Consider the following 21,079-nt stretch of genomic DNA (forward strand, 5'->3'; position numbering starts at 1 on the left):
GAAAAAGGAAGAGTCCGGTTACATAGAGAGGTTCTAAGTGACCGTGAAGGAAGAAAAAAGGAGAGTTCGGTCACTTCCAGCTATATTGTGAGTCCTGGTCTAGGGGATAATGCAGGGATCACGGGGTCCCTTCTGCTTGCCCATCGAGCGTTACTTCAAGCCGGACATGAAAAATTAACTTCATCCTATAAAAAGCGTAATAGGCGACCCTATTACGTTTTTTATTTTTTCATAAATTCCCGGTCTTAACGAAGAGTGGCTGGACGCCTTGAAATAGAGAGTGAGTAAATGATGAAGCCATTTTTCTACATTTCTTTCAGGTATTTTGAGGGGTAACACCACCTTTAATTAAACGTTGGTGTAGTAGAGAAAAGGCGGGAAATTAATAGAATGATGGAAGTTTAAGAGAAACCCATCAGATTTTGTGGGAAGGTGGGTTATTTCCTGCGGAATGATTTTGCGAATCTCGACAATATCCACTCACCTTTTACAGGGAAAATACCTATAGAACCGTACTTACAGCTGTTTCAACCAAACGTTTGATTAGTATAGCATATATGGAATGACGTCGATTGGCTGTCGTTTATAGACAATAATTGTTCAAAGGCTATTTATCTCCTATTTTTAGGTCGTTTTTCAACAATTAATTTATAAATTTGAAGGTATGAATACTTATTTATCAAGGGTTGAAGGCACTTTTAATCAAACAATTGGTTGAAAGGGGAATATGGGGAAAATAGGCGAGTTGTGTCCTTTCATGGATCGGTTATGTGAAAGAAGGGGATGGGAAATGCCTGGTGGTCAGGTTGAAGAAGGAGAATCATTGAAGGAGGCGGCAATCAGGGAACCAAAAGAAGAAAGCGGAATAGATATTGATGTGATTAAATTTTGTGGTGTATATCAAAATGTGAGCCAATCGATATGTAGTACATTATTTTTGGGGATACCAACCGGGGGAGAGCTGACCACTTACTCAGAAAGTCTTTCCAGTTGAAGAAGCATTGGAAATGGTCACTTGGAATAATTTCAGGCAAAGAATCGAGTATTGTTTAAACGAAAAACTACATCCTTTTTATGTGGAGTGTTAATTTAATTTTTTTTAGTAGTTGTGAAAAGAATGGAACGAACAGGTGTTACGGTGGGTTTTTCTTTGGAGAATATTTCAGTAATCAGCCCTAACTCGGAAATATTCACTTATGAACAATCAGTCCATGCTAGAACTGATTGTTCAAAAAACTCATTTTTTTATATTGAAATTATCAGCTAACAACGTCCAGTTCGACGGATATGGATAGCCTAATGCCCAGTAACTAATTCCGCGGAGATTAAATTCCTTAGCCAAGTCGAACTTGGCTTGGGCGCTGCGGGCATCTTCAAACCATACTTCATGGCCACGGCCTTTTTCATCGACGTAACGGAAAAATGGTGATTGGGTGGTGTCATCATATTGAATCGATGCCCCGTATTTTACTGCACGCGCAATCGCTTCTTGTGTACTAAATGTTTCTGCTTCTTGTCCTTTAACATGTGGAAGGAGCCAATCACGGGCATAAATTTGGAACCCTAAGAATATTTTTTCTGCCGGCATAACGGTCCGCGCGTATTCCACGACACGTCTCATTTGGTTGATAGGAGAAATCGCCTGTGGCGGTCCAAGCCGGTATCCCCATTCATAGGTCATCAACACGACAAAGTCTACAATCCTACCATGTGCTTCATAATCATGTGCTTCATACAGTAGACCCGCTTGTGTCGCACTTTGCTTGGGAGCAACTGCCGTTGAGACAAAATATCCTCGCGGATGAAGACGGTTCACGGCTAGTTGGAGGAATAGATTGTAATTTTCGCGATCGGCCGGTAACACATTTTCAAAATCGATGTTTACTCCTTTATAGCCCTTTTCATCCATAATCCGAAGCATATTTGTCAGTACCTTTTCACGTAATTCTGGACTAGATAGAAGGGTATGAGCCACGTTTGAGCCAGCTGCAGTTGAAGTAAAGTTTGTAATCGACATCATCGGTGTGACATTACTGGTCTTTGCTGCTTGTAGGGTTAACTCATCATGAGCTGGAGTGAGATCCCCCTTTTCATTGATTAGGTAAGCAAATGGACTGATATACGTGAGCAAAGGGCTAAGTTCCTTAACCGTTTCAGCCGCTGCTTGATCGGGTTGGTAGGTATAGGCATTGACTTCGATGGTTGGTTTCTTGATTGGTATTCTTAATCGTGTACCGGAATAAATGAGGTTTGGATTTTGAATCTGATTTTCATCGATAATCGCTTGGACTGTCACCCCGTAACGATTCGCAATTTGCCATAATGTTTCCCCAGATTGAGTCACGTGTATCCTTGGAGGGATGATGAGTTTTGCCCCTGGATATAAAAGAGACGGATTTGTGAGTTGATTTTCCTGGATAATCGAGTTAATTTCCACCCCATATTGTTGTGAAATCGACCACAATGTATCACCGGATCTAATGATGTGTGATGTCCCGGGGACTGGGATTACAAGCGATTGGCCAACTAACAGCTGGTTCGGGTTTTGGAGCCCATTTGATTGAACAATTCCATTCATATTTACTTTGTAGCGAGCAGCAATTTGCCAAAGTGTTTCACCGCTCCGGACCACATGGATCACCATCTGCCTCTCCTCCTGTTTCACTTCAATAATAACTTATGTGGGTTAGAAGGATTGGGTTAATTGTCTATATAAATTTATGGGCACAGTTAGGTTTTTTCGTAAAAAAGCTAATCATCGAATATTAATGGGGACAAGTGAAATCCAATTATTATTATTCTTTAGTAGTTTTTGTATGATCCTCAAAGAAACGAAATGAACAATAAAATCGCATTGACGATAAATTGGATTAAGTTTCAGAACAAAAATCGATAAAATGGATTAGAATGACTCGACTATTTTTAAAGCGTGGAAACGAAACATTCTTTTGGAAAATAAAAGCAGTAATTTCTAAGCTAATAAATAAAACCCTTTATAAATCTAGGTCTCTTTAATAGCAACACATTAGTCTGAATGATTAGTTTTTTGTAATAGTATTGACAGTTTTTCGACATAATTATAGAATTACATTGAAATATATGAATCTATGAATTTTTAATACGGGTGATCAGGGGATCAACTAAACGAGACTATTATTCCACTTCCAATTCCATAGCATAACATCTTGCGTTCAAAAGTAGGCTTGAAAAATTTCGGGAGTTATTTTCGTGAGGCAATTGTTTTTTTGCACCAATTTGAAACCGTTTGCAAATTTTAACAATAAAATCCCAATGAAACAACACGAGCAGATGTTATGTGCGAAACTGTGTGAGGTAATTTTAAAAGGAGGAATTATTTTGGCAAAAAAGGTTTTAAAGGATTTCTTAGCACCCCAACTGAACGAGTTGCGGGAAAACGGCCTCTACAATGTCATTGATACTGTAGAAGGACCAAACGGCGCTATAGTTACCATCAATGGCAAATCATTAATCAATATGTCATCCAATAACTATCTTGGCCTTGCCAATAATGAAAGAATGAAGCAAAAAGCGCATGAAGCAATCGAGGAATATGGTTTGGGGGCCGGTGCGGTCCGTACAATCAATGGTACATTGACAATCCATAATGAATTGGAGAAAACAATTGCCAAGTTCAAGCATACCGAAGCTGCCATTGCCTTCCAATCCGGGTTCAATTGCAATATGGGTGCTATTTCAGCCCTGATGACAAAGAAGGATGCCATTCTCTCGGATGAATTGAACCATGCATCGATAATTGATGGATGCAGATTGTCAGGAGCGAAAATTATCCGCGTCAAGCACCAGGACATGGACGATTTGCGTCGAGTAGCGAAAGAGACAATTGAAAGCGGTTTATACGAAAAAGTCATGTACATCACAGACGGAGTTTTTTCAATGGACGGTGATGTAGCAAAGCTTCCGGAAATCGTCGAAATTGCTGATGAGTTTGGGTTAATCACGTATGTAGATGATGCCCATGGTTCTGGTGTAATGGGTAACGGTGCCGGTACGGTTAAGCATTTTGGCCTCTCAGACCGAATTGACTTACAGATTGGGACCCTTTCAAAAGCGATTGGCGTCGTAGGCGGATATGTAGCAGGTACAGAGCAGCTGATTGACTGGCTGAAAGTCCGTGCACGTCCATTCCTGTTTTCAACCTCATTGACTCCGGGAGATGCTGCCGCCTGTATCGAAGCTATCAATATCATGACCGAATCGACAGAAAAAGTTGAAAAGCTTTGGGAAAACGGAAGATACCTAAAAGAAGGCTTAAAGAACCTTGGTTTCGAAATTGGACATTCCGAAACACCAATTACCCCATGCATCATAGGAAAAGAAGATCTGACCCAATTATTTTCACGCAGGCTGATGGAAGAAGGCGTTTATGCAAAATCAATCACCTTCCCAACAGTTCCTAGAGGTACAGGCAGAGTTAGGAATATGCCTACTGCTGCGCATACCAAGGAAATGCTTGATAAGGTTTTGGCGGTCTATGGAAAAATAGGTAAAGAATTGTCTATTATTTAAACGTTTACAATTTCACCAAGGATAAAAATGTTCTTGCTTCAGTAAAATAAGGGTAAATAAACCTTAGGAGGTCCCATCATATGAAAAAAATTCTTATTACTGGCTGTCTCGGCCAAATCGGTTCGGAATTGACACACCGTCTCAGAGTAATGTACGGAACAGAAAACGTTGTTGCAACAGATATTCGCCATATCGAAGGCAATCCAGTCATCGAGGGTGGTACATTTGAAATACTTGATGTTATGGATTACGAAGCAATGCTAGGCCTTTGCAAAAAATATGAAGTTGATACCCTCATGCATCTTGCAGCCCTTTTGTCGGCAGTAGGAGAAGCAAAACCAAAATTCGCATGGGACCTGAATATGGGTGGCCTGATGAACGCCCTTGAAGTTTCACGTGAGCTAAACCTGAAACTCTTTATACCGAGCTCCATCGCTGCTTTCGGACCAGGAACACCGGCAGAAATGACACCACAGGATACGGTACAAAGGCCAGCTACTATGTATGGCGTCACAAAGGTATCCGGTGAATTGCTTTGCGACTACTATTTTACAAAATACGGTGTAGACGTACGCGGAGTAAGGTTCCCTGGACTGATTTCATACAAGACTCTTCCAGGCGGGGGAACAACCGACTACGCAGTAGATATTTACTATGAAGCACTTAAGAATAAGAAATATGTATCATTCATTGGCAAAGGAACCTATATGGATATGATGTATATGCCTGATGCGATCGATGCTATCATTCAATTGATGGAGGCTGATCCTTCAAGATTGAAGCACCGCAATGCATTTAACATCACAGCCATGAGCTTTGAGCCGGAACAAATTGCTGCATCCATTAGAAAATTCATTCCTGAATTCGAAATCTCATACAATGTTGACCCTGTACGCCAAGGCATCGCAGACTCATGGCCAAATAGCCTTGATGTATCGGCTGCACGCGAGGAATGGGATTTCAATCCTCAATATAACCTGGACCGTATGACAAAAGATATGCTGGAAAACCTATCAGAGAAATTAGGCATTCCCTTTAGGGAGCTTACTCTAGCCTATTAATTATTACCTTTCTTTCCCAAAACTATTTTATGAAATCTGGGGTAAAGGAAAGCGCTCTCTTCTATAAAAACTATTATAATTCATCTGCAGAAAAAAGACAAATGTATTTTTCAGATGGACTATTTCATGTATATTAGAAATTTGACAATAAAGAGGGGGAAATTTAAATGGCAAACAAGGAATTGAATAGGGGTTTAAGTTCACGCCATATTCAGATGATTGCGTTGGGCGGAACGATTGGTGTAGGTCTATTTATGGGTTCTTCCAGCACGATAGGCTGGACGGGTCCATCCGTAATGCTCGCTTATGGAATTACAGGAATATTTCTATATTTGATTATGCGCGCCATGGGCGAAATGCTCTATTTGGAACCAAGTACAGGTTCATTCGCAACATTTGGCTATAAGTATATCCATCCAATAGCTGGATATATGACTGCCTGGAGTAACTGGTTCCAGTGGGTAGTTGTCGGTATGGCGGAAGTTATCGCAATCGGTACTTATATGCATTATTGGTTTCCAAATCTTCCTTCTTGGATTCCAGGCCTAATCGCAATGGTTATTCTCGGGGCGGCTAACTTTATTTCTGTAAAATCATTTGGTGAATTCGAATTTTGGTTTGCTTTGATTAAAGTAGTTACGATTGTATTGATGATTATTGCAGGTTTCGGCCTGATTTTCTTCGGCATTGGCAACGGAGGAGATGCGATCGGCATATCAAACCTCTGGAAAAATGGCGGTTTCTTTACTGGCGGACTTAAAGGGTTCCTCTTTGCCCTATCACTTGTTGTTGGTGCTTATCAAGGTGTAGAGCTTATCGGTATTACAGCTGGTGAAGCGAAGGATCCACAGAAAACAATTAGAAACGCGATCCAAAGTACTATTTGGCGTATCCTCGTTTTCTATATTGGCGCAATTTTTGTTATTGTTACAGTTTATCCTTGGGATCAATTACATGCGATCGGAAGCCCATTCGTAGCAACTTTTGCAAAAATCGGTATTACTGCTGCAGCTGGAATCATTAACTTTGTGGTTATCACTGCTGCATTGTCTGGCTGTAACAGCGGTATCTATAGCGCAGGGCGCATGCTTTATACACTTGGAGTCAATGGACAAGCTCCAAAAGCGTTTGCGAAGGTTTCAAGTAATGGGGTGCCTTTATTCGGTACAATTGGCGTACTAATCGGCCTTGGCTTTGGAGTTGTTTTAAGTTATATTGCACCTGAAAAACTGTTTGTGTACGTCTATGCTTCAAGTGTTCTTCCTGGGATGGTTCCTTGGTTTGTCATTCTAATCAGCCAAATCAAGTTCAGGAAAGTCCATGCTGAAAAAATGGCGGCTCATCCATTCAAAATGCCTTTTGCGCCTGTCACTAACTATGTGACAATTGCCTATCTGGTAGCGGTGCTTGTCGGTATGTGGTTCAATGAAGACACTCGTGTATCGCTGATTGCGGGTATTGTGTTCTTGGCTATTGTGGTTATAAGCTTTTATGCTTTCGGAATTAACAAGCGTGTTCCTGCGGATCTTCAAGAAGAGGATCTGACAGAGAGGAAAGCGATCTAAACTCCTGACTGTTTGATTGTGGGAGAAACGGAAGGGTATAAGGAATCTGTTAATATAAGAATCAATAAATAGGGACAGTTTTCATAAATTGTCCCTATTTTTCTTGTTGGCTGCATGCTAAGAAAACAAACGGAACATCTATGTAGAGAATCTTAATTATAGAACTCAGGTGAAAACAATGAAGTATCGATCAGCATTTGAAATCATTGGTCCAATTATGATTGGGCCTTCCAGTTCACATACAGCTGGTGCAGTCCGGATTGGCCGCGTTGCCCGGACCCTATTCGAGGGCCAGCCGAAAAAGGCTGTTCTCTCGCTTTACGGCTCATTTGCAAAAACGTATAAAGGACATGGAACAGACTTGGCTCTTGTTGCGGGCTTATTGGATTTTGATACGTTCGACGAGCGGATACCCGACTCATTGGATATAGCGGAACAATTGGGTATGGAAGTCATCTTTCAAGAGGAAGAGGCCATTACAGAACATCCAAATACAGTAAAGATTAATCTTTTTGATGAAGATAAAGAGTTGGAGATTATCGGCATCTCCATTGGCGGAGGAACCATTGAAATCACTGAAATCAATTCGTTCAAACTAAAATTATCGGGTGACCCTGCAATACTGGTCATTCATAATGACCGTTTTGGAGTAATCAGCTCTGTAACATCCATTCTTTCGCAAAATAAAATAAACATCAGTCATATGGAAGTGTCCAGGAAAGATAAAGGCGACATGGCAATCATGGTAATTGAATCCGATGAAAAGCTAGATGACCAGGTGATCAACGGAGTACAAAAGCTGGATAACATTATAAGTGTAATCCGTATGGTTGTATAAATAGGTGTTTTCGGGCACGAACATAAATTAATAGAAGACAGCAGGGGGAAATCCTATGTTTCGTAATGTAGCTGAACTTGTTTCGCTGGCGGAACAACGACAGGTTAAAATAGCCGAAATTATGATTCGGCAGGAAATAGAAGTTACTGGCCTTTCCCGTGAGGATGTGATTGCCAAAATGGATCAGAACCTGACGGTAATGGAACAGGCTATCGAACGGGGCTTAAATGGAGTAAAATCACGCACAGGACTCACAGGCGGAGATGCAGTATTGCTGCAAAACTATATTCAGAGCGGAAAGTCCCTTACGGGCACATTGCTGTTGGATGCGGTGAGCAAGGCGGTTGCCACGAATGAAGTCAATGCAGCAATGGGCATCATTTGTGCCACGCCAACTGCCGGTTCGGCCGGGGTTGTCCCGGGTACATTATTTGCGGTAAAGGATAAACTCAATCCAACTAGGCAGGAAATGATTGAATTTTTATTTACGGCAGCGGCGTTTGGATTTGTCGTTGCAAACAATGCGTCCATTTCAGGGGCTGCAGGCGGTTGCCAGGCAGAGGTAGGTTCGGCTTCAGGTATGGCAGCAGCCGCAATCGTTGAAATGGCTGGCGGTACGCCTAAGCAATCAGCAGAAGCGATGGCCATCACCTTGAAAAATATGCTGGGTCTTGTTTGCGACCCGGTTGCCGGCCTCGTTGAAGTGCCTTGCGTGAAACGGAATGCAATGGGTGCATCAAATGCTTTGACAGCAGCCGATATGGCCCTTGCCGGGATAACCAGCAGGATTCCATGTGACGAAGTCATTGGAGCCATGTATGCAATTGGACAGTCAATGCCGGCTTCTTTAAGGGAAACAGCCGAAGGCGGACTAGCGGCTACCCCGACCGGACGTAGGCTTGAAGCGGAAATCTTTGGCCAGCCTAAAGTAAAACTGATTGATTATTTAGTATAACTACTTCAAAAAGCTGCCGGTCATTCCAGGCAGCTTTATTTTTTTGATCTATGAAGGAGAAACGGAAGGCAAAAGGTCCATTGCAGATACAGTCCAAGACTACCCTATCAGGATAAACATTAGAGCAAGCTTTAATAAATATTCTGGATGAAAATGCTGCCAAGTAACTGCCACTCATACTTTTCGTTTTTCATGCATGTACTTCATCCATTTTTTCAGTTTATAACAGCAAATAAAATACCCGACAAACGAGACCGAAGATACTCCGACTGCTAGCTCCCAGATTATGTCATGGGAGGTATAGATTCCTGCGGCAATCCCTGTAAATCCGAAGAGGGTTAACAGAAAAAGCTGTTTTTTCGTAGTTTCATACATGGAAAATTGGAATTGCCTTCTTTGTTCGACTTCCTTTAACTGCTCTAATTTTTGCGGTGCATTAAGGAATTCTGTAACCGAATGGAAGATTTTAAAGATTGGCTGCGATTGAAGCCAATGCCAGACGAAAAGCCATTTATTATTCCCTTGGTTGTTTAGCCACTCCATAAAAACAGGTTTACCTAATTCTAGGATTTCCGCCTCTGGAGCTAAATTACGGATGATCCCTTCAATCGTTACAACCGACCGGCCTAAAAAGACAAATCTGGTAGGAATCTGAATAGGCAGGGCTTGAATCATATCGTTGATTTCCAATTTTAATGCCAGAAGGTCCATTTCTTTTAATTGTGCCGGTTGAAAGGTGATGAATTCCGCTAAGATCCGTTCAATCGTTCTTGATTCAACCTCAGGGAGCAGCACTCCTAAATGAAATAAGCAATCAACCGCCTTCGGGTAATTTTTTGCGAGAAAGCTTTCGATTAATCCTTGAAAATAGCCGGCATCATTTTTGGAAAGTTCGCCTACCATTCCGAAATCTAGTAAAATGATTTTTCCTTCCTTTGATACAAGAACGTTTCCTGGATGCGGGTCGGCATGGAAGGTACCGGGTTCCATCCATTGGGGAAGAAATACTTTCATCAGCCGTTGCGCCAACTCCTGCCGACTCACGGGTAATTGGTCGATCGCCTCGTTATTGGTCAGCCGAAATCCTTCGACCCACTCCATGACTAGCACATTTGAGGTACTAAGGTCAGGATACACCAATGGAATTTGGACGATATCCATCTCTTTAAATCGCTCTCTAAACGTAAGGATGGTGTTCAGTTCTTTTGAATAGTCCAACTCTCGTTCAATCACTTGTTTGACTTCTTTAAATAGGACTTTAAAATTCATAAACCCTTTTGGAAGGGGGACTAAGTGATCGACAAACCACATGATAATACCTAAAATCCGAAAATCCGTTTGGACAATTGTATCAATATGCGGTCGCTTTACTTTAATCGCCACTTCTGTTCCATCTTGGAGCACACCTTTATACACCTCTCCAATCGATGCGGAAGCAATCGCCGTTTTTTCAATCAATTGGAAGTGCTGATGATACGAGTTTTCCCATTCTTTTTCTAAAATTTCCTGAATTTCGCTCCAGTCCGATGGGGGGACTTTATCCGTCATATCTTCGATTTGACGGATAAAGGCAGGAGGGAGCAAATCAGCACGCGTACTTAGGATTTGTCCAAGTTTGATGAGCAAGCCTTCTAATTCAAACAGGGTTTGTCGAAACCTTTCTCCAATTTTCTCCCAAAGCTTTTCCCATTCCGCTTTAGGTTTTCGGCGGATTTTGTACCAATAAATTTGTAGGAAGATGACAAAGGCCAGAGCAAGGACCTTCGACATCCGAACCAGCTTATTTTTCGTCTTCATATGAAACCCCACATTCCATTCCAGGATTTTTTAGTTACTACGATTTTTATAGACATAAAGTTTCAACTCTTGCAGCCACTCATTAAAACAAATGGAATCTTCCGATTATGATCGTCCAAAGGATCAAAGTTAAGATTGGCATGGAGATTAGGGTGATTAACCACGCTCTTTCAAATAGGTTATAGCCTTTTTTCTCCGCAAACCATTCAGACCATAGGATCAGGAGATAAAGGGATATGAACTCTAGCGTAATAGTTAATAACTTATAGAGTACAAAATTGAAGAAGCCATGATTGTCCATGTTTATCCCCTTTCGCTTGTACATGTTTATTCATTTCCAGGCGAAAGTATTATAAAAACTAAGGCTGTGGTGTCAGGCACCATTTACAAAATGTTCCTACCCTAATTAAGAGGAAGCTCGCTACGGGTAAACGATTTGATGCTATAAATATATTTTTATACAAAAAAATTGACAAATTCTGAACGGAATTTGTCGGTGAAGAGGTCATTTTCGTAGGAAAAGTTGAAATATGGGCTGAATTTTATTCCCGGGGACCGTGAGATGATGACTTTCTTCAAAAACAAAAATAAAAGATTAGATTTGTAGATTTTTGACTAAACATTCTTAATTATGAACACAACACCTCTTTGTTAAAAAAAATAATGTACTTTATAACAAATGGAGAGGTGTTATGAAAATTAGTAAAAAATTCAAGAGTTTAGTATTGGTGGGCGCTTTACTTATGTCCTTACCCGTTAACGCTTTTGCAAAAGGCCTTGCAAACGCCGCAAAAAGTCCTCAAAAACCGGTCATTGATTATGTGGCCCTAGGGGATTCCCTCGCAGTAGGATATACGCCCTTTGGTCCAGGTGATGTAGGATATCCTGACTATATTGCACAAGATTTTGAGAAAGAAAATTACAAAGTTGATTACGATAATTATGCGGTCCCTGGCTATACTTCAGCCCAATTGTTGAAAGATGTCCTTTCTAACAAAGAGGTAAGGGCGGGAATTAAAGAAGCTGAGTACATTACCATTGATATTGGGGGAAATGACCTTCTCGGGGCTCTAAAGGCCGATCCGACTGGTAAAACTGCGCCAGCTGCAATTGCCCGTGCATCTCTAAATTTACAAATCATTTTACAAACGATTGATAATTTAAACCGCCATGCGAAGGTTTATGTCATGGGTTATTACAATACCTTCCCTTATCTGCCTGCGGAGCAACAGGCCGGGCTGCTGCCATTGTTGTTTGCGTTTAATAGTAAAATCGACACGCTATCCAAAGCCAATCACGATACGTATGTGCCGACTTACAATGTGATTGCATCAAACTATCCATTGTATCTTCCAAATCCATTTGACATTCATCTAAGTCTAGCAGGCTATCAAGTTGTTGCCGACCAGTTCTGGAAAGAAATTGATCCGACCTTACCATAGAGGAAATAACGACAACCAGAACGTTATTATCACCGATAAAAAGCAATAAAGTAACCGCTCATCCATCTGGATTGGGCGGTTACTTTTTTATCCCACAAAGTGAGATATTTGGTGCAAAGGACATATCCCTGTATAATCAAAAGAAATATGAAGCTATTGAATGATCCGATTACAAGCACTAATACTACCTAATTTGAAAGGAACATGAACCCATGCGATTAGAAGGAAAGAAAGTAATTAGTCTCGTTCATAATGATTTTGAAGATTTAGAGTTATGGTACCCGATTCTCAGACTTCAGGAAGAAGGGGCTGTCGTCCATCTTGCCGGAGAAAATGCAAAGGAAAAATATATTGGAAAATACGGCGTACCTGCGATCTCTGATTTTGCCTATGGAGAGGTTAGCGCTAAAGACTATGATGCAATCTTAGTTCCAGGAGGATGGGCACCAGATAAAATCCGGCGCTTCCCTGAAGTCCTTTCTCTGCTTCAGCAGATGAATGCGGATGAAAAACCAATCGGACAAATCTGCCACGCAGGCTGGGTACTAGTTTCTGCAAAAATCCTTGATGGAAAAAAAGTAACCAGTACTCCTGGTATCAAAGATGATATGGAAAATGCAGGCGCGATTTGGTATGACGAACCCGTTGTAACGGACGGTCACTTGGTGTCCAGTCGTCGTCCACCGGATCTGCCTGACTATCTACGGGAATTTATTAATGTGTTAGAAAAGAAATAGTCATGGAAGGGAGATAGCGAGCAATAACTCGCTGTCTTTTTTTGATTCCATGCCTAGTCATTCTCCGAACAACCTGCCAAACCAGAAACCATGAAACCTTTTCATTTATCATACGTATGTTTTATTAATGAGAATAAGGGTAATTCTGTAGAAAATAAACAAACGAGGGTGACTCAAAATACATGGAAACAAGAGATGAATTATTGAAAGAGCTAAATGTTATTGAGAAGTGGGAAAATGGCCAAAGCGATTTGTGGATTTGGGATCGCCTGGGACGACTGCCATTTAAGATTCTTGATAAAATCACTCCTCAATTCATCCACAATAAAGTGGGGAAATTACTTGAAGAGGTCGGTAACTATATTCAGACGGGCGGCAGCTATTTAATTAAAGAAGATAAACTATTTGATAAAATTGAAAAAGAGACAGGTAAGCCGATTAACCAAATAGCTGATATCAAGGAGATCCCTTTAAATGCCATGAATAAGTTAAGCGAAGAGCTGACCGGTCAACGAAAGAAGTTTGCGACGATCCAAGGCGCGAGCACCGGAATCGGCGGGATTTTTACTCTTGCGATCGATGTTCCGGCTTTAATGGGCATTTCATTAAAAACGCTGCAGGAAATTGCTATCATTCATGGATATGATCCTAACGAAAAAAGCGAACGAATTTTTATAATTAAATGCCTGCAGTTTTCCTCAGCCGATATTGTCGGCAAACGTGCGATTTTGAATGAGCTTTCCAGCTATTATCAACAAGGAAGCGGTTCAGGCGAAATGATGTCGCAGCTGCAAGGCTGGCGTGAGGTTGTTTATACATACAGAGACCAGTTTGGGTGGAAGAAGCTGTTTCAAATGGTACCTATTGCTGGGATGATTTTTGGTGCATTTACAAACAGGTCAATGATTAATGACCTAGCGGAGACTGGGATTATGCTTTATCGGAAAAGAAGAATTCTTGAGAGATTGGAGTCTGAAGTAGGTAAATCTTGATTGAGAGTAAGTTTGTTAGTAATAGAGACAGCATTTTATACAGGTTACGTTTCCTATCGTAAAACTAAAATAGCACCGCAAAATGCGGTGCTATTTTAGTTTGTTGTTCCCGTCCCTTGGCTTCAAGGTACCGATTCTCTCCATTCAGTAATGATTGGCATGGCGAGCTTTATTAATAATTGAGGAAACTCAAGATTTAGTGATGGTTGATGGACATCTTCACTATCCTTAAAAGATTTTTTAGCTGATACTTTTTTCTTTTGTTGCATTAATGTTTTTGATTCCTGCTTTTTTATGCAACCACTCGTAAATGATTGGGATGATAATAAAGCTGTTGATTGTCGATGTTACCATACCGCCAATTACCACAATGCCGAGTGTTTGAGAAATCACGGTATCTGCATTATGAGAAAAGGCAAGTGGTAACAAAGTAAGAACTGTTGCGGCTGCTGTCATTAAAATCGGTCGAATCCTAGAAAGACTTCCACTTAAAACAGCCTCTTTAACCGGCATGCCCTCTTTTCTATTTTTTTCAATTTTATCAATTAACACAATACCATTTGTTACTACAATACCAGTAAGCATCAGAATACCAATTAATGCTGCTAAATTCCATTCTCCGTTGAATAGAATTAATGCTATTACGACACCACTTAAAGCAAGTGGGATGCTTAAAAGTACTGATAATGGTGCTCTCCATCCTTTGAAGATAGAAGAGGTAATAAGTAATACTAAAAGTATAGAAAATGCAACGGCAACAGACATATCGAAAATCATTTGTTTTACTTGTTCAGTGATTCCTCCCAATGAATACGTTACATCTTTAGGAAGTTTCATGCTGCTTAGAGCCTTGTCTGCTTGGCTTGACACTTTACTAATATCATTTGATGTAATCTGTGCTGTCACAAGGGAGAATGGTTGACCATCTCTTTCGCTAATAGTAGAAGGAGAGGTATCTTTTGAAACTTTACCTAACTGATCAAAACGAACCATTTCGCCATTTGTTCCTTTAAAAGTTTCAGAAGCAAGAGATGCTAAAACATCATCCGCAGAAGCATTTAACGTTATAGTTGAATTTGTTCCTGTTGCAATCTGATCTAAATATTGATCCACAGGAAGTGCTTTATGGTCAACCGTAATCGTTGCATCTTTAGATGAAGACATATAACGATTAATGACCGTTAGAATGTCAGTAATTTTTACACCTTTATCTTGAATTGCTTTTTGGTCAAATGTAACTTTGTATTTTGGTGAACCATTTGTTAAATCCACTTTTCCATCTACACTTAGGTTCACAATTTTTGATAAGTTCGTTCTTGCTGCTTGAGCTACTTGATCCAATGTTGCTTGGTCTGAACCTGTAAACAAGATACGCATTTGTGAATCATCACCAGAAATGTTCTGGCTTGTTACGGTATAAATAACATTTTTAGATATCGTTGGAAGCTGAGTTTGTAATTGTTTAATCACAGAATCCGCATCCTTGTCGTTTTTCAACACAACAGATAAATTTGCGACATTTGGATAGGTGATAAAACCTCCACCTTGGTCAAACACGTCATCACTTTGTGGTGTCATCGTCGAACCAAAATTTGCTGAATAAGCATCGACTTTTGGATTTTCCTTTAATGCTTTTTCGATTTTTTGTACTTCAGAATCTACTTGAATTAACGTGCTTCCTTTAGGTAATTCAGCCTTGATGGCAATTTGTCCAATTTTTCCACTAGGCAATAAACTTACTGGAAGAAATGCAGAATAGATGCCTGCACCTAAAAAGACTAAGATCGAAACAATAATCATCGCTCTTTTATGTTTAAAAGCAGATTGTAATAGTGGTTTCATTGTCGAATCTAGTTTGACCGTTTGTTTTGTAGAATTTCCTCCTTTCCATCCCATAAAAGCAAGAGCAGGGATGACAAGCATTGCTACAAAGAAAGATATGACGAGTGCAATCACAACGGACCAAGCAAATCCGCTATACGATGCACTGATTACTCCCCCAACAAAGGCGATCGGAATATAAACAGCAATGGTCGTTAACGTAGAACCCAATATCGCAGGAATCATTTCAACCACTGATGATGCAAGAATGGAAAGTAAGGATTTATCTTTCGATTCTTCCCGTTTTCGATACATGTTGTCTAAAATAACTATCGAATCATCTACAATACGACCCATAGCTACAATCAAACCTGAAACCGTTAAAATGTTTAATGTGATACCCATTGACTTTAAGAAAGCAGTTGTGGCTAACAATGAAATTGGCAGCGAAATCGCAATTAATAATGTGGATCTTACATTTCGGAAAAAGAAGAACACACAAATCATTGAGAATAAGCAGCCAAGTAGGCCTTCTCTAACTAATCCGAAAAGAGAGCTGTTTAATTCTTTTTCCCGGTCAAGTAAAACTTGGAAAGAAACATCTTTTGGATTTACCGTATCTAAGTGAAGATGTGAAACACGGTCCTTTACTTGATCTGCAACATCTGTGATATTTGCTGATGGTGTTTTGATTACATTTAAAGTAACACTTGGCGTTCCATTTGTTCTGGAGACGGTTTTAACGTCATTTAAAGAATGCGTTATGGTACCAAATGATGAAACAGGAACTATTTTCCCTTCCTTATTCTTAATCGTTGCGTTTTCCATTTGCTGCTCAGTTAATGGTAACCCATCAAAAGATACTGGGATTGATAATTGGTTGTTTACAATATTCCCCTGTGGCATGGATGGAACAGCCAAAGCAAACGATTTATTCACATCATCCAATGTTAATCCGTTTTTCACTAGGTCTTTCATGCGGACAGTTAATACATATCCATCTTTTGCTCCCCCAATTGCGGATACATCCGCTACACCAGGGACAGATTTTAATTGTTTAACAATTTCCTGTGTTGCAGTGGAACGTAGTGTTTGTTCATCCAATGTTGAGCTAGTTAAACTGTATGTCAAAATTGGGAATGAACTAGTTGTTAATCTTGTTATCGAAGGAGTGCTCGTAATAGTTGACGGAAGATCTGCATTTGCCAAGGCTTTGTTTACTTGATCTTCTGCTTGCTTCATGTCTGTATTCATTGGAAAATACAAACTCATAAATAATCCACCGTCATAAGAAGTGGTTTCAACATTGGATAAACCATCCACTGTTTTGACGGCACTTGATAAATTATCTGTCACTTGCTGTTTTACCTGAGCTGCTTGATATCCTGGTACCCTCATACTAACTGAAAGGGTCGTATTGTTAATCCCAGGCAAATAATCTCTTTGCATCTGGTAAGCAGATATACCGCCCCAACCCAAAATGATGACAACACACACAATCATAAGAATGCCTCTTTGCATGGTTGTCTCTACGAATTTTTTCATTGCTTTACCTCCCCCATCTTTTATATAAAATTAACCCCAATAACTTTATCGTTTTCTGTCGTGAATTCAAGAATGGTATTGCAATCTAATTGGGCAATTTAAAGTTTACAAAACAAACTTGTACGCTCCCTTAATAAAAGATTAATTTTTCATTAAAATGGAAAATGAAAATTTGTTCTTCACTTTGTTTTTATTTGCTTGTTTTTTTCGAATAACAGAAGGATATATAGAAAATGCTACTTAAATGGGGAAGATTTGTCTTTGTTAGGGGGGCTACCTTGTTAAATCATATGGTAAAGGCTATACCGAATTTATTTACGATGGGAAATTTATTGTGCGGTGTTCTTTCAATTACCTCTAATATGAGTGGCTTTTTGGAACTAGCCTCCATTTTTATTTTCTTATCGGCTGTTTTAGATCTTCTTGACGGAAGAATAGCGAGAAAATTAAAAGTGAATAGTGAATTTGGCGTAGAATTAGATTCTTTAGCTGATATTGTTAGCTTCGGAGTTGCTCCTGCACTTCTGTTTCATTCGATAGCAGCGCCATCCATTTTAACTTCATTGGCATTTATCCTTTTCCCAACGATGGGGGCATTAAGATTAGCTAAATTTAGTGTTAAACCAACCATTGGGTATTTTAAAGGATTACCTATTCCAGCTGCGGGATTGCCATTGGCTGGAATGGGATTATTTTTATATAGCAATGCATGGATCACTTTAATCCTTGCTCTCTTAATGGTGAGTCCAATTAGGGTTAAAAAACTTTAATTTTATTATCCGATGTAAAAAAGCTAGTAACCTTTTCATAAAGGCAATAGCTTTTTTATTTTATCCATTATCCTTTTTGTTCTCTTAATACAAGATTAATAATTCATTAAGATGGAAAATGAAATCATTTATCGTGCTACATTGTATTTAGAACTAGAGTTGATGGATTATTTATTTTAGTGTTTTTATAAATAACGGAGGCATTTATATGTCATACTTAATCACTTTATTTGAACAGCACAGTTATCTGATTCTATTTTTAGGAATCTTTTTAGAACTTATGGCCCTGCCTATTTCAGGCGAATTTCTAATGAGCTACGCCGGGTATTTTGTATTTCAGGGAAAAATGAATTACCTTTTGGCTCTCTTGACAGTCTTTGTTTCAGGCGGTGCAGGAATTACTGTAACCTATTGGATTGGAAAGGCAGGGGGATATAAACTTATCGAAAAATACGGAAAATTTATCCATCTAGGACCTGAAAGATATAAAAAAACATCCGTTTGGTTTGAACGTTCAGGTAGTAAATTACTGGTCTTTGCCTATTTCATTCCAGGGATTAGGCATTTCACTGGTTATATTTCGGGGATTTCTAGAATGCCATTTCGAAAATTTATTATTCCTGCATATATAGGTTCATTTTTATGGGGATTCTGTTTTATTACATTAGGAAAAGTATTGGGACCTCACTGGGAGGTTTTCCATCATGCAGCAAGTAAATATTTTGTGATTTTTATAATTGTTATAGCAGTATTACTAGCAGGGTATTTAATCTATCGGTTTAATAAAAATCAAATTAAGTCATTATTAATTAGTTTGTTAACTTGGTTAATTAATCGACTAAAAACCATAAGAAAAACAGAGATCTTTCTTACTTTTCTCACTTTAGTTTTAATTGGTATGGTGACCTTGATGCTAGGAATGGCTCAAGACTATTTATTTAATGAGTTTACTCAGTTTAATGAAATAGCTGAATATATGGTTAAGTCAGTTATCTATATGAGTTGGATGAAAGGGTTTCTAGTATTTCAATCTCCGTATGCTATTGGTGCAATTATCGGCATAACCATCATCCGTATTTGGAGAAAAGGAAAGAACAGGATCCTAGAGTATCTTCTTCTCATCGTTTCAATTTTAGGAGCTAGGCTGTTTCATGAATCCATCATGCAGATTTTTTCCCATCTACAATCAATAGGGTTTGTAGGAAAATTTCATTCCGATAATTTTCCTGATATAAGTTCCACTTTAACAATCATTGTTTATGGGACATGCATATTTTTACTTGTTCGCCATCCAAAAACGAATATACCGCCAGTATTAGGCCCTTTATTTACTTTAGTTTTATTAATGGGGTTAACCATAGCAATTATTGCATCCACTGAAAAACTCCCGAGTGATATTGTTGGGGGTTATGTTTATGGTGGTGTCTGGATATTTTTTAACTTCTTGTTTTTTGAAATGATACGACTTGTATTGGGAAAAAATAAAAATGAATACATTTAAAGTCATCATGGTTAAGAGAACATTTCAAACAGACAAAAACCCCCATATCTACAAAAGAGGTAAGAGGGTTTTTGTCTGTTACATGCCAGTCCTAATTCATTAGAGTTACGGTTTTTTCCTCAAAGTATTTATTCATAAGTAAATTAAGTCTGATTGAAAGTGTAATATATTCGGAACTGCTTGGACCTATTTGATTATATATTTCGCTTAGTTTCGTTTTAAGAGTAACTATTTCCTGTAAAAGTTCCATGTTTTCATTTTGAGCAGATTCGATTGCTTCCATCATACACCTCGTAAAATAATATTTTTTTCCAACAATGGTTTGGAAGGCATGATGACTTGATTCCTTATTCTTCGTCTTCTAATGATAATACGATTCCAATCCCATTCTGATAGTAACATAGTGGATTTTTCATGTGAACAGGGAATGAAATAGTAAAAATATTTGAAAAAAGGTAAATAATATTGGTATATCAAGTGTTCTCCAATAGCAATGTGTAACCGCTTGAAAATAAACAAATACTGAATTTAGCTTATTTCGATTCACTGCGAACAAGTTATATTGTAATAACATTAAAATTAAAATAAAAATATTTTAAAAATTGAAAATAACTTAGATGAGGCATCAAATCTTGTTAAAGCTTTTTATAAAAAAATATCCGGCAAGATGCCGGATCTACAAAAAATATATTAAAAGGGGGTTATGAAAAAGAAAAAGTTAAATGTTGTCCTCTTCATGTATTTATCTTACTACTTAATCATGAACAAACTATGAATAAACCGTTTAGATTTTATTAAAAAAGTTAAATTCAAACCTATTTATGGGAATAGGGCTCTGCTACTAGATCGTTAGATCCGTTTGCTAGGATTGTTACAAATGCGCTTAGTATAATAGTTCCTATGGCTATAAAACTATAAGTAAGGTTCTTTTTGCGCTATTTCTTTTCCAGCATTTCCTCTGTGGTGAGCCAGTAATTTTTTGACATCTATTTTACTCCTTTATGCCATTATAAAAATTCACTAAATTCCTGATGTTTATCTATTTTCCCAAAATGATATTATACTATAATTTTTAAAAGATAGAAAGTGGATTTTAGGTAGTGAATTTATGGATGCTGATAAGTAAATTCTTATTCTAGTCTATAAATGTGATCCTTGGATTGGTGTACACGACCTTATGAGAATAAGAAGGGGTTCATTTTGTCATATCCAGAGCTCAGCAGCTTCATTGACATGCATCCCTTTAGTTTTTTACATAAGAATTGGTGGGTATTTCGCCTAATTTATAGGTAAAATAAGCTCCCATATTTTCTTTTAGCATAGTATGCAATAGAAAGTAGGTGTAAACATGACATTAGGGTCACAAGGTATGATGTCATTTCCAGGAATGGGAATGGGCGGTTTTCCAGGCATGGGGATGAGCGGTTCACCAGGAATGGGAATGGGCGGTCAACCAGGCATGGGGATGGGCGGATTTCCCGGAATGGGAATGAGTGGTTTACCAGGT

Annotated in this window: 15 protein-coding genes and 2 pseudogenes; 12 read left to right on the forward strand and 5 right to left on the reverse strand. The window is 39.0% G+C overall.

Annotated features, from left to right (window positions below; all coding sequences use genetic code 11):
- A pseudogene (locus J7E66_RS22455) lies at positions 1 to 249 on the forward strand (hypothetical protein); the annotation flags it as partial.
- Between the two features lie 526 nt (positions 250 to 775).
- Positions 776 to 1,088: pseudogene (locus J7E66_RS22460) on the forward strand (NUDIX hydrolase); the annotation flags it as partial.
- 149 nt (positions 1,089 to 1,237) lie between these two features.
- Here the strand turns inward: J7E66_RS22460 and J7E66_RS22465 are convergent.
- On the reverse strand, positions 1,238 to 2,644 hold the full coding sequence (locus J7E66_RS22465; RefSeq protein WP_215003947.1) for a glycoside hydrolase family 18 protein: 1,407 nt from the start codon (positions 2,642 to 2,644) through the stop codon (positions 1,238 to 1,240).
- Between the two features lie 713 nt (positions 2,645 to 3,357).
- On the opposite strand from J7E66_RS22465, the gene J7E66_RS22470 reads away from it, so the two are divergent.
- From J7E66_RS22470 to sdaAA, 5 genes are all read left to right on the forward strand, one after another.
- Complete coding sequence (locus tag J7E66_RS22470; RefSeq protein ID WP_215003949.1) at positions 3,358 to 4,548, forward strand: glycine C-acetyltransferase; 1,191 nt, start codon at positions 3,358 to 3,360, stop codon at positions 4,546 to 4,548.
- Positions 4,549 to 4,628: 80 nt separating this feature from the next.
- The gene (locus J7E66_RS22475; RefSeq protein ID WP_215003951.1) at positions 4,629 to 5,609 is read left to right on the forward strand and encodes an L-threonine 3-dehydrogenase; all 981 of its coding nucleotides are present in this window, start codon (positions 4,629 to 4,631) and stop codon (positions 5,607 to 5,609) included.
- Positions 5,610 to 5,776: 167 nt separating this feature from the next.
- On the forward strand, positions 5,777 to 7,174 hold the full coding sequence (locus J7E66_RS22480; protein WP_215003952.1) for an amino acid permease: 1,398 nt from the start codon (positions 5,777 to 5,779) through the stop codon (positions 7,172 to 7,174).
- A gap of 178 nt (positions 7,175 to 7,352) precedes the next feature.
- The gene (gene sdaAB / locus J7E66_RS22485) at positions 7,353 to 8,012 is read left to right on the forward strand and encodes an L-serine ammonia-lyase, iron-sulfur-dependent subunit beta (protein WP_215003953.1); all 660 of its coding nucleotides are present in this window, start codon (positions 7,353 to 7,355) and stop codon (positions 8,010 to 8,012) included.
- Between the two features lie 55 nt (positions 8,013 to 8,067).
- Complete coding sequence (gene sdaAA / locus J7E66_RS22490; protein ID WP_215003955.1) at positions 8,068 to 8,967, forward strand: L-serine ammonia-lyase, iron-sulfur-dependent, subunit alpha; 900 nt, start codon at positions 8,068 to 8,070, stop codon at positions 8,965 to 8,967.
- 174 nt (positions 8,968 to 9,141) lie between these two features.
- Here sdaAA and J7E66_RS22495 read toward each other — a convergent pair whose 3' ends face one another.
- Positions 9,142 to 10,764 carry an ABC1 kinase family protein gene (locus tag J7E66_RS22495; protein WP_215003957.1) on the reverse strand — a complete coding sequence of 541 codons (1,623 nt, stop codon included), beginning with the start codon at positions 10,762 to 10,764 and terminating at the stop codon, positions 9,142 to 9,144.
- 692 nt (positions 10,765 to 11,456) lie between these two features.
- Between J7E66_RS22495 and J7E66_RS22500 the strand changes: the two genes are divergently transcribed.
- The 3 genes from J7E66_RS22500 (at position 11,457) to J7E66_RS22510 (ending at position 13,935) form a co-directional block, all read left to right on the forward strand.
- The gene (locus J7E66_RS22500; RefSeq protein WP_215003959.1) at positions 11,457 to 12,206 is read left to right on the forward strand and encodes a GDSL-type esterase/lipase family protein; all 750 of its coding nucleotides are present in this window, start codon (positions 11,457 to 11,459) and stop codon (positions 12,204 to 12,206) included.
- A 212-nt stretch (positions 12,207 to 12,418) separates the two neighbouring features.
- The gene (locus tag J7E66_RS22505) at positions 12,419 to 12,943 is read left to right on the forward strand and encodes a type 1 glutamine amidotransferase domain-containing protein (protein ID WP_215003961.1); all 525 of its coding nucleotides are present in this window, start codon (positions 12,419 to 12,421) and stop codon (positions 12,941 to 12,943) included.
- 182 nt (positions 12,944 to 13,125) lie between these two features.
- Positions 13,126 to 13,935, forward strand: a complete 810-nt coding sequence (locus J7E66_RS22510) for an EcsC family protein (protein WP_215003963.1) — start codon at positions 13,126 to 13,128, stop codon at positions 13,933 to 13,935.
- 122 nt (positions 13,936 to 14,057) lie between these two features.
- On the opposite strand, the gene J7E66_RS22515 is transcribed toward J7E66_RS22510, so the two are convergent.
- Positions 14,058 to 14,204: a hypothetical protein gene (locus J7E66_RS22515; protein WP_215003966.1), complete on the reverse strand. Its 147-nt coding sequence runs from the start codon at positions 14,202 to 14,204 to the stop codon at positions 14,058 to 14,060.
- Positions 14,176 to 17,301: an efflux RND transporter permease subunit gene (locus J7E66_RS22520; protein WP_215003968.1), complete on the reverse strand. Its 3,126-nt coding sequence runs from the start codon at positions 17,299 to 17,301 to the stop codon at positions 14,176 to 14,178. Before J7E66_RS22520 ends, J7E66_RS22515 begins: the two co-directional genes overlap by 29 nt.
- A 278-nt stretch (positions 17,302 to 17,579) precedes the next feature.
- Here J7E66_RS22520 and pssA point away from each other — a divergent pair, with 278 nt between their 5' ends.
- On the forward strand, positions 17,580 to 18,071 hold the full coding sequence (gene pssA / locus J7E66_RS22525; protein WP_215003970.1) for a CDP-diacylglycerol--serine O-phosphatidyltransferase: 492 nt from the start codon (positions 17,580 to 17,582) through the stop codon (positions 18,069 to 18,071).
- 208 nt (positions 18,072 to 18,279) lie between these two features.
- On the forward strand, positions 18,280 to 19,572 hold the full coding sequence (locus J7E66_RS22530; RefSeq protein ID WP_215003972.1) for a VTT domain-containing protein: 1,293 nt from the start codon (positions 18,280 to 18,282) through the stop codon (positions 19,570 to 19,572).
- Positions 19,573 to 19,663: 91 nt separating this feature from the next.
- Here the strand turns inward: J7E66_RS22530 and J7E66_RS22535 are convergent, their stop codons facing one another.
- On the reverse strand, positions 19,664 to 19,855 hold the full coding sequence (locus J7E66_RS22535; protein WP_215003974.1) for a Spo0E family sporulation regulatory protein-aspartic acid phosphatase: 192 nt from the start codon (positions 19,853 to 19,855) through the stop codon (positions 19,664 to 19,666).
- Positions 19,856 to 21,079 lie beyond the last annotated feature (1,224 nt).

Source organism: Bacillus sp. ISL-7 (assembly GCF_018613065.1).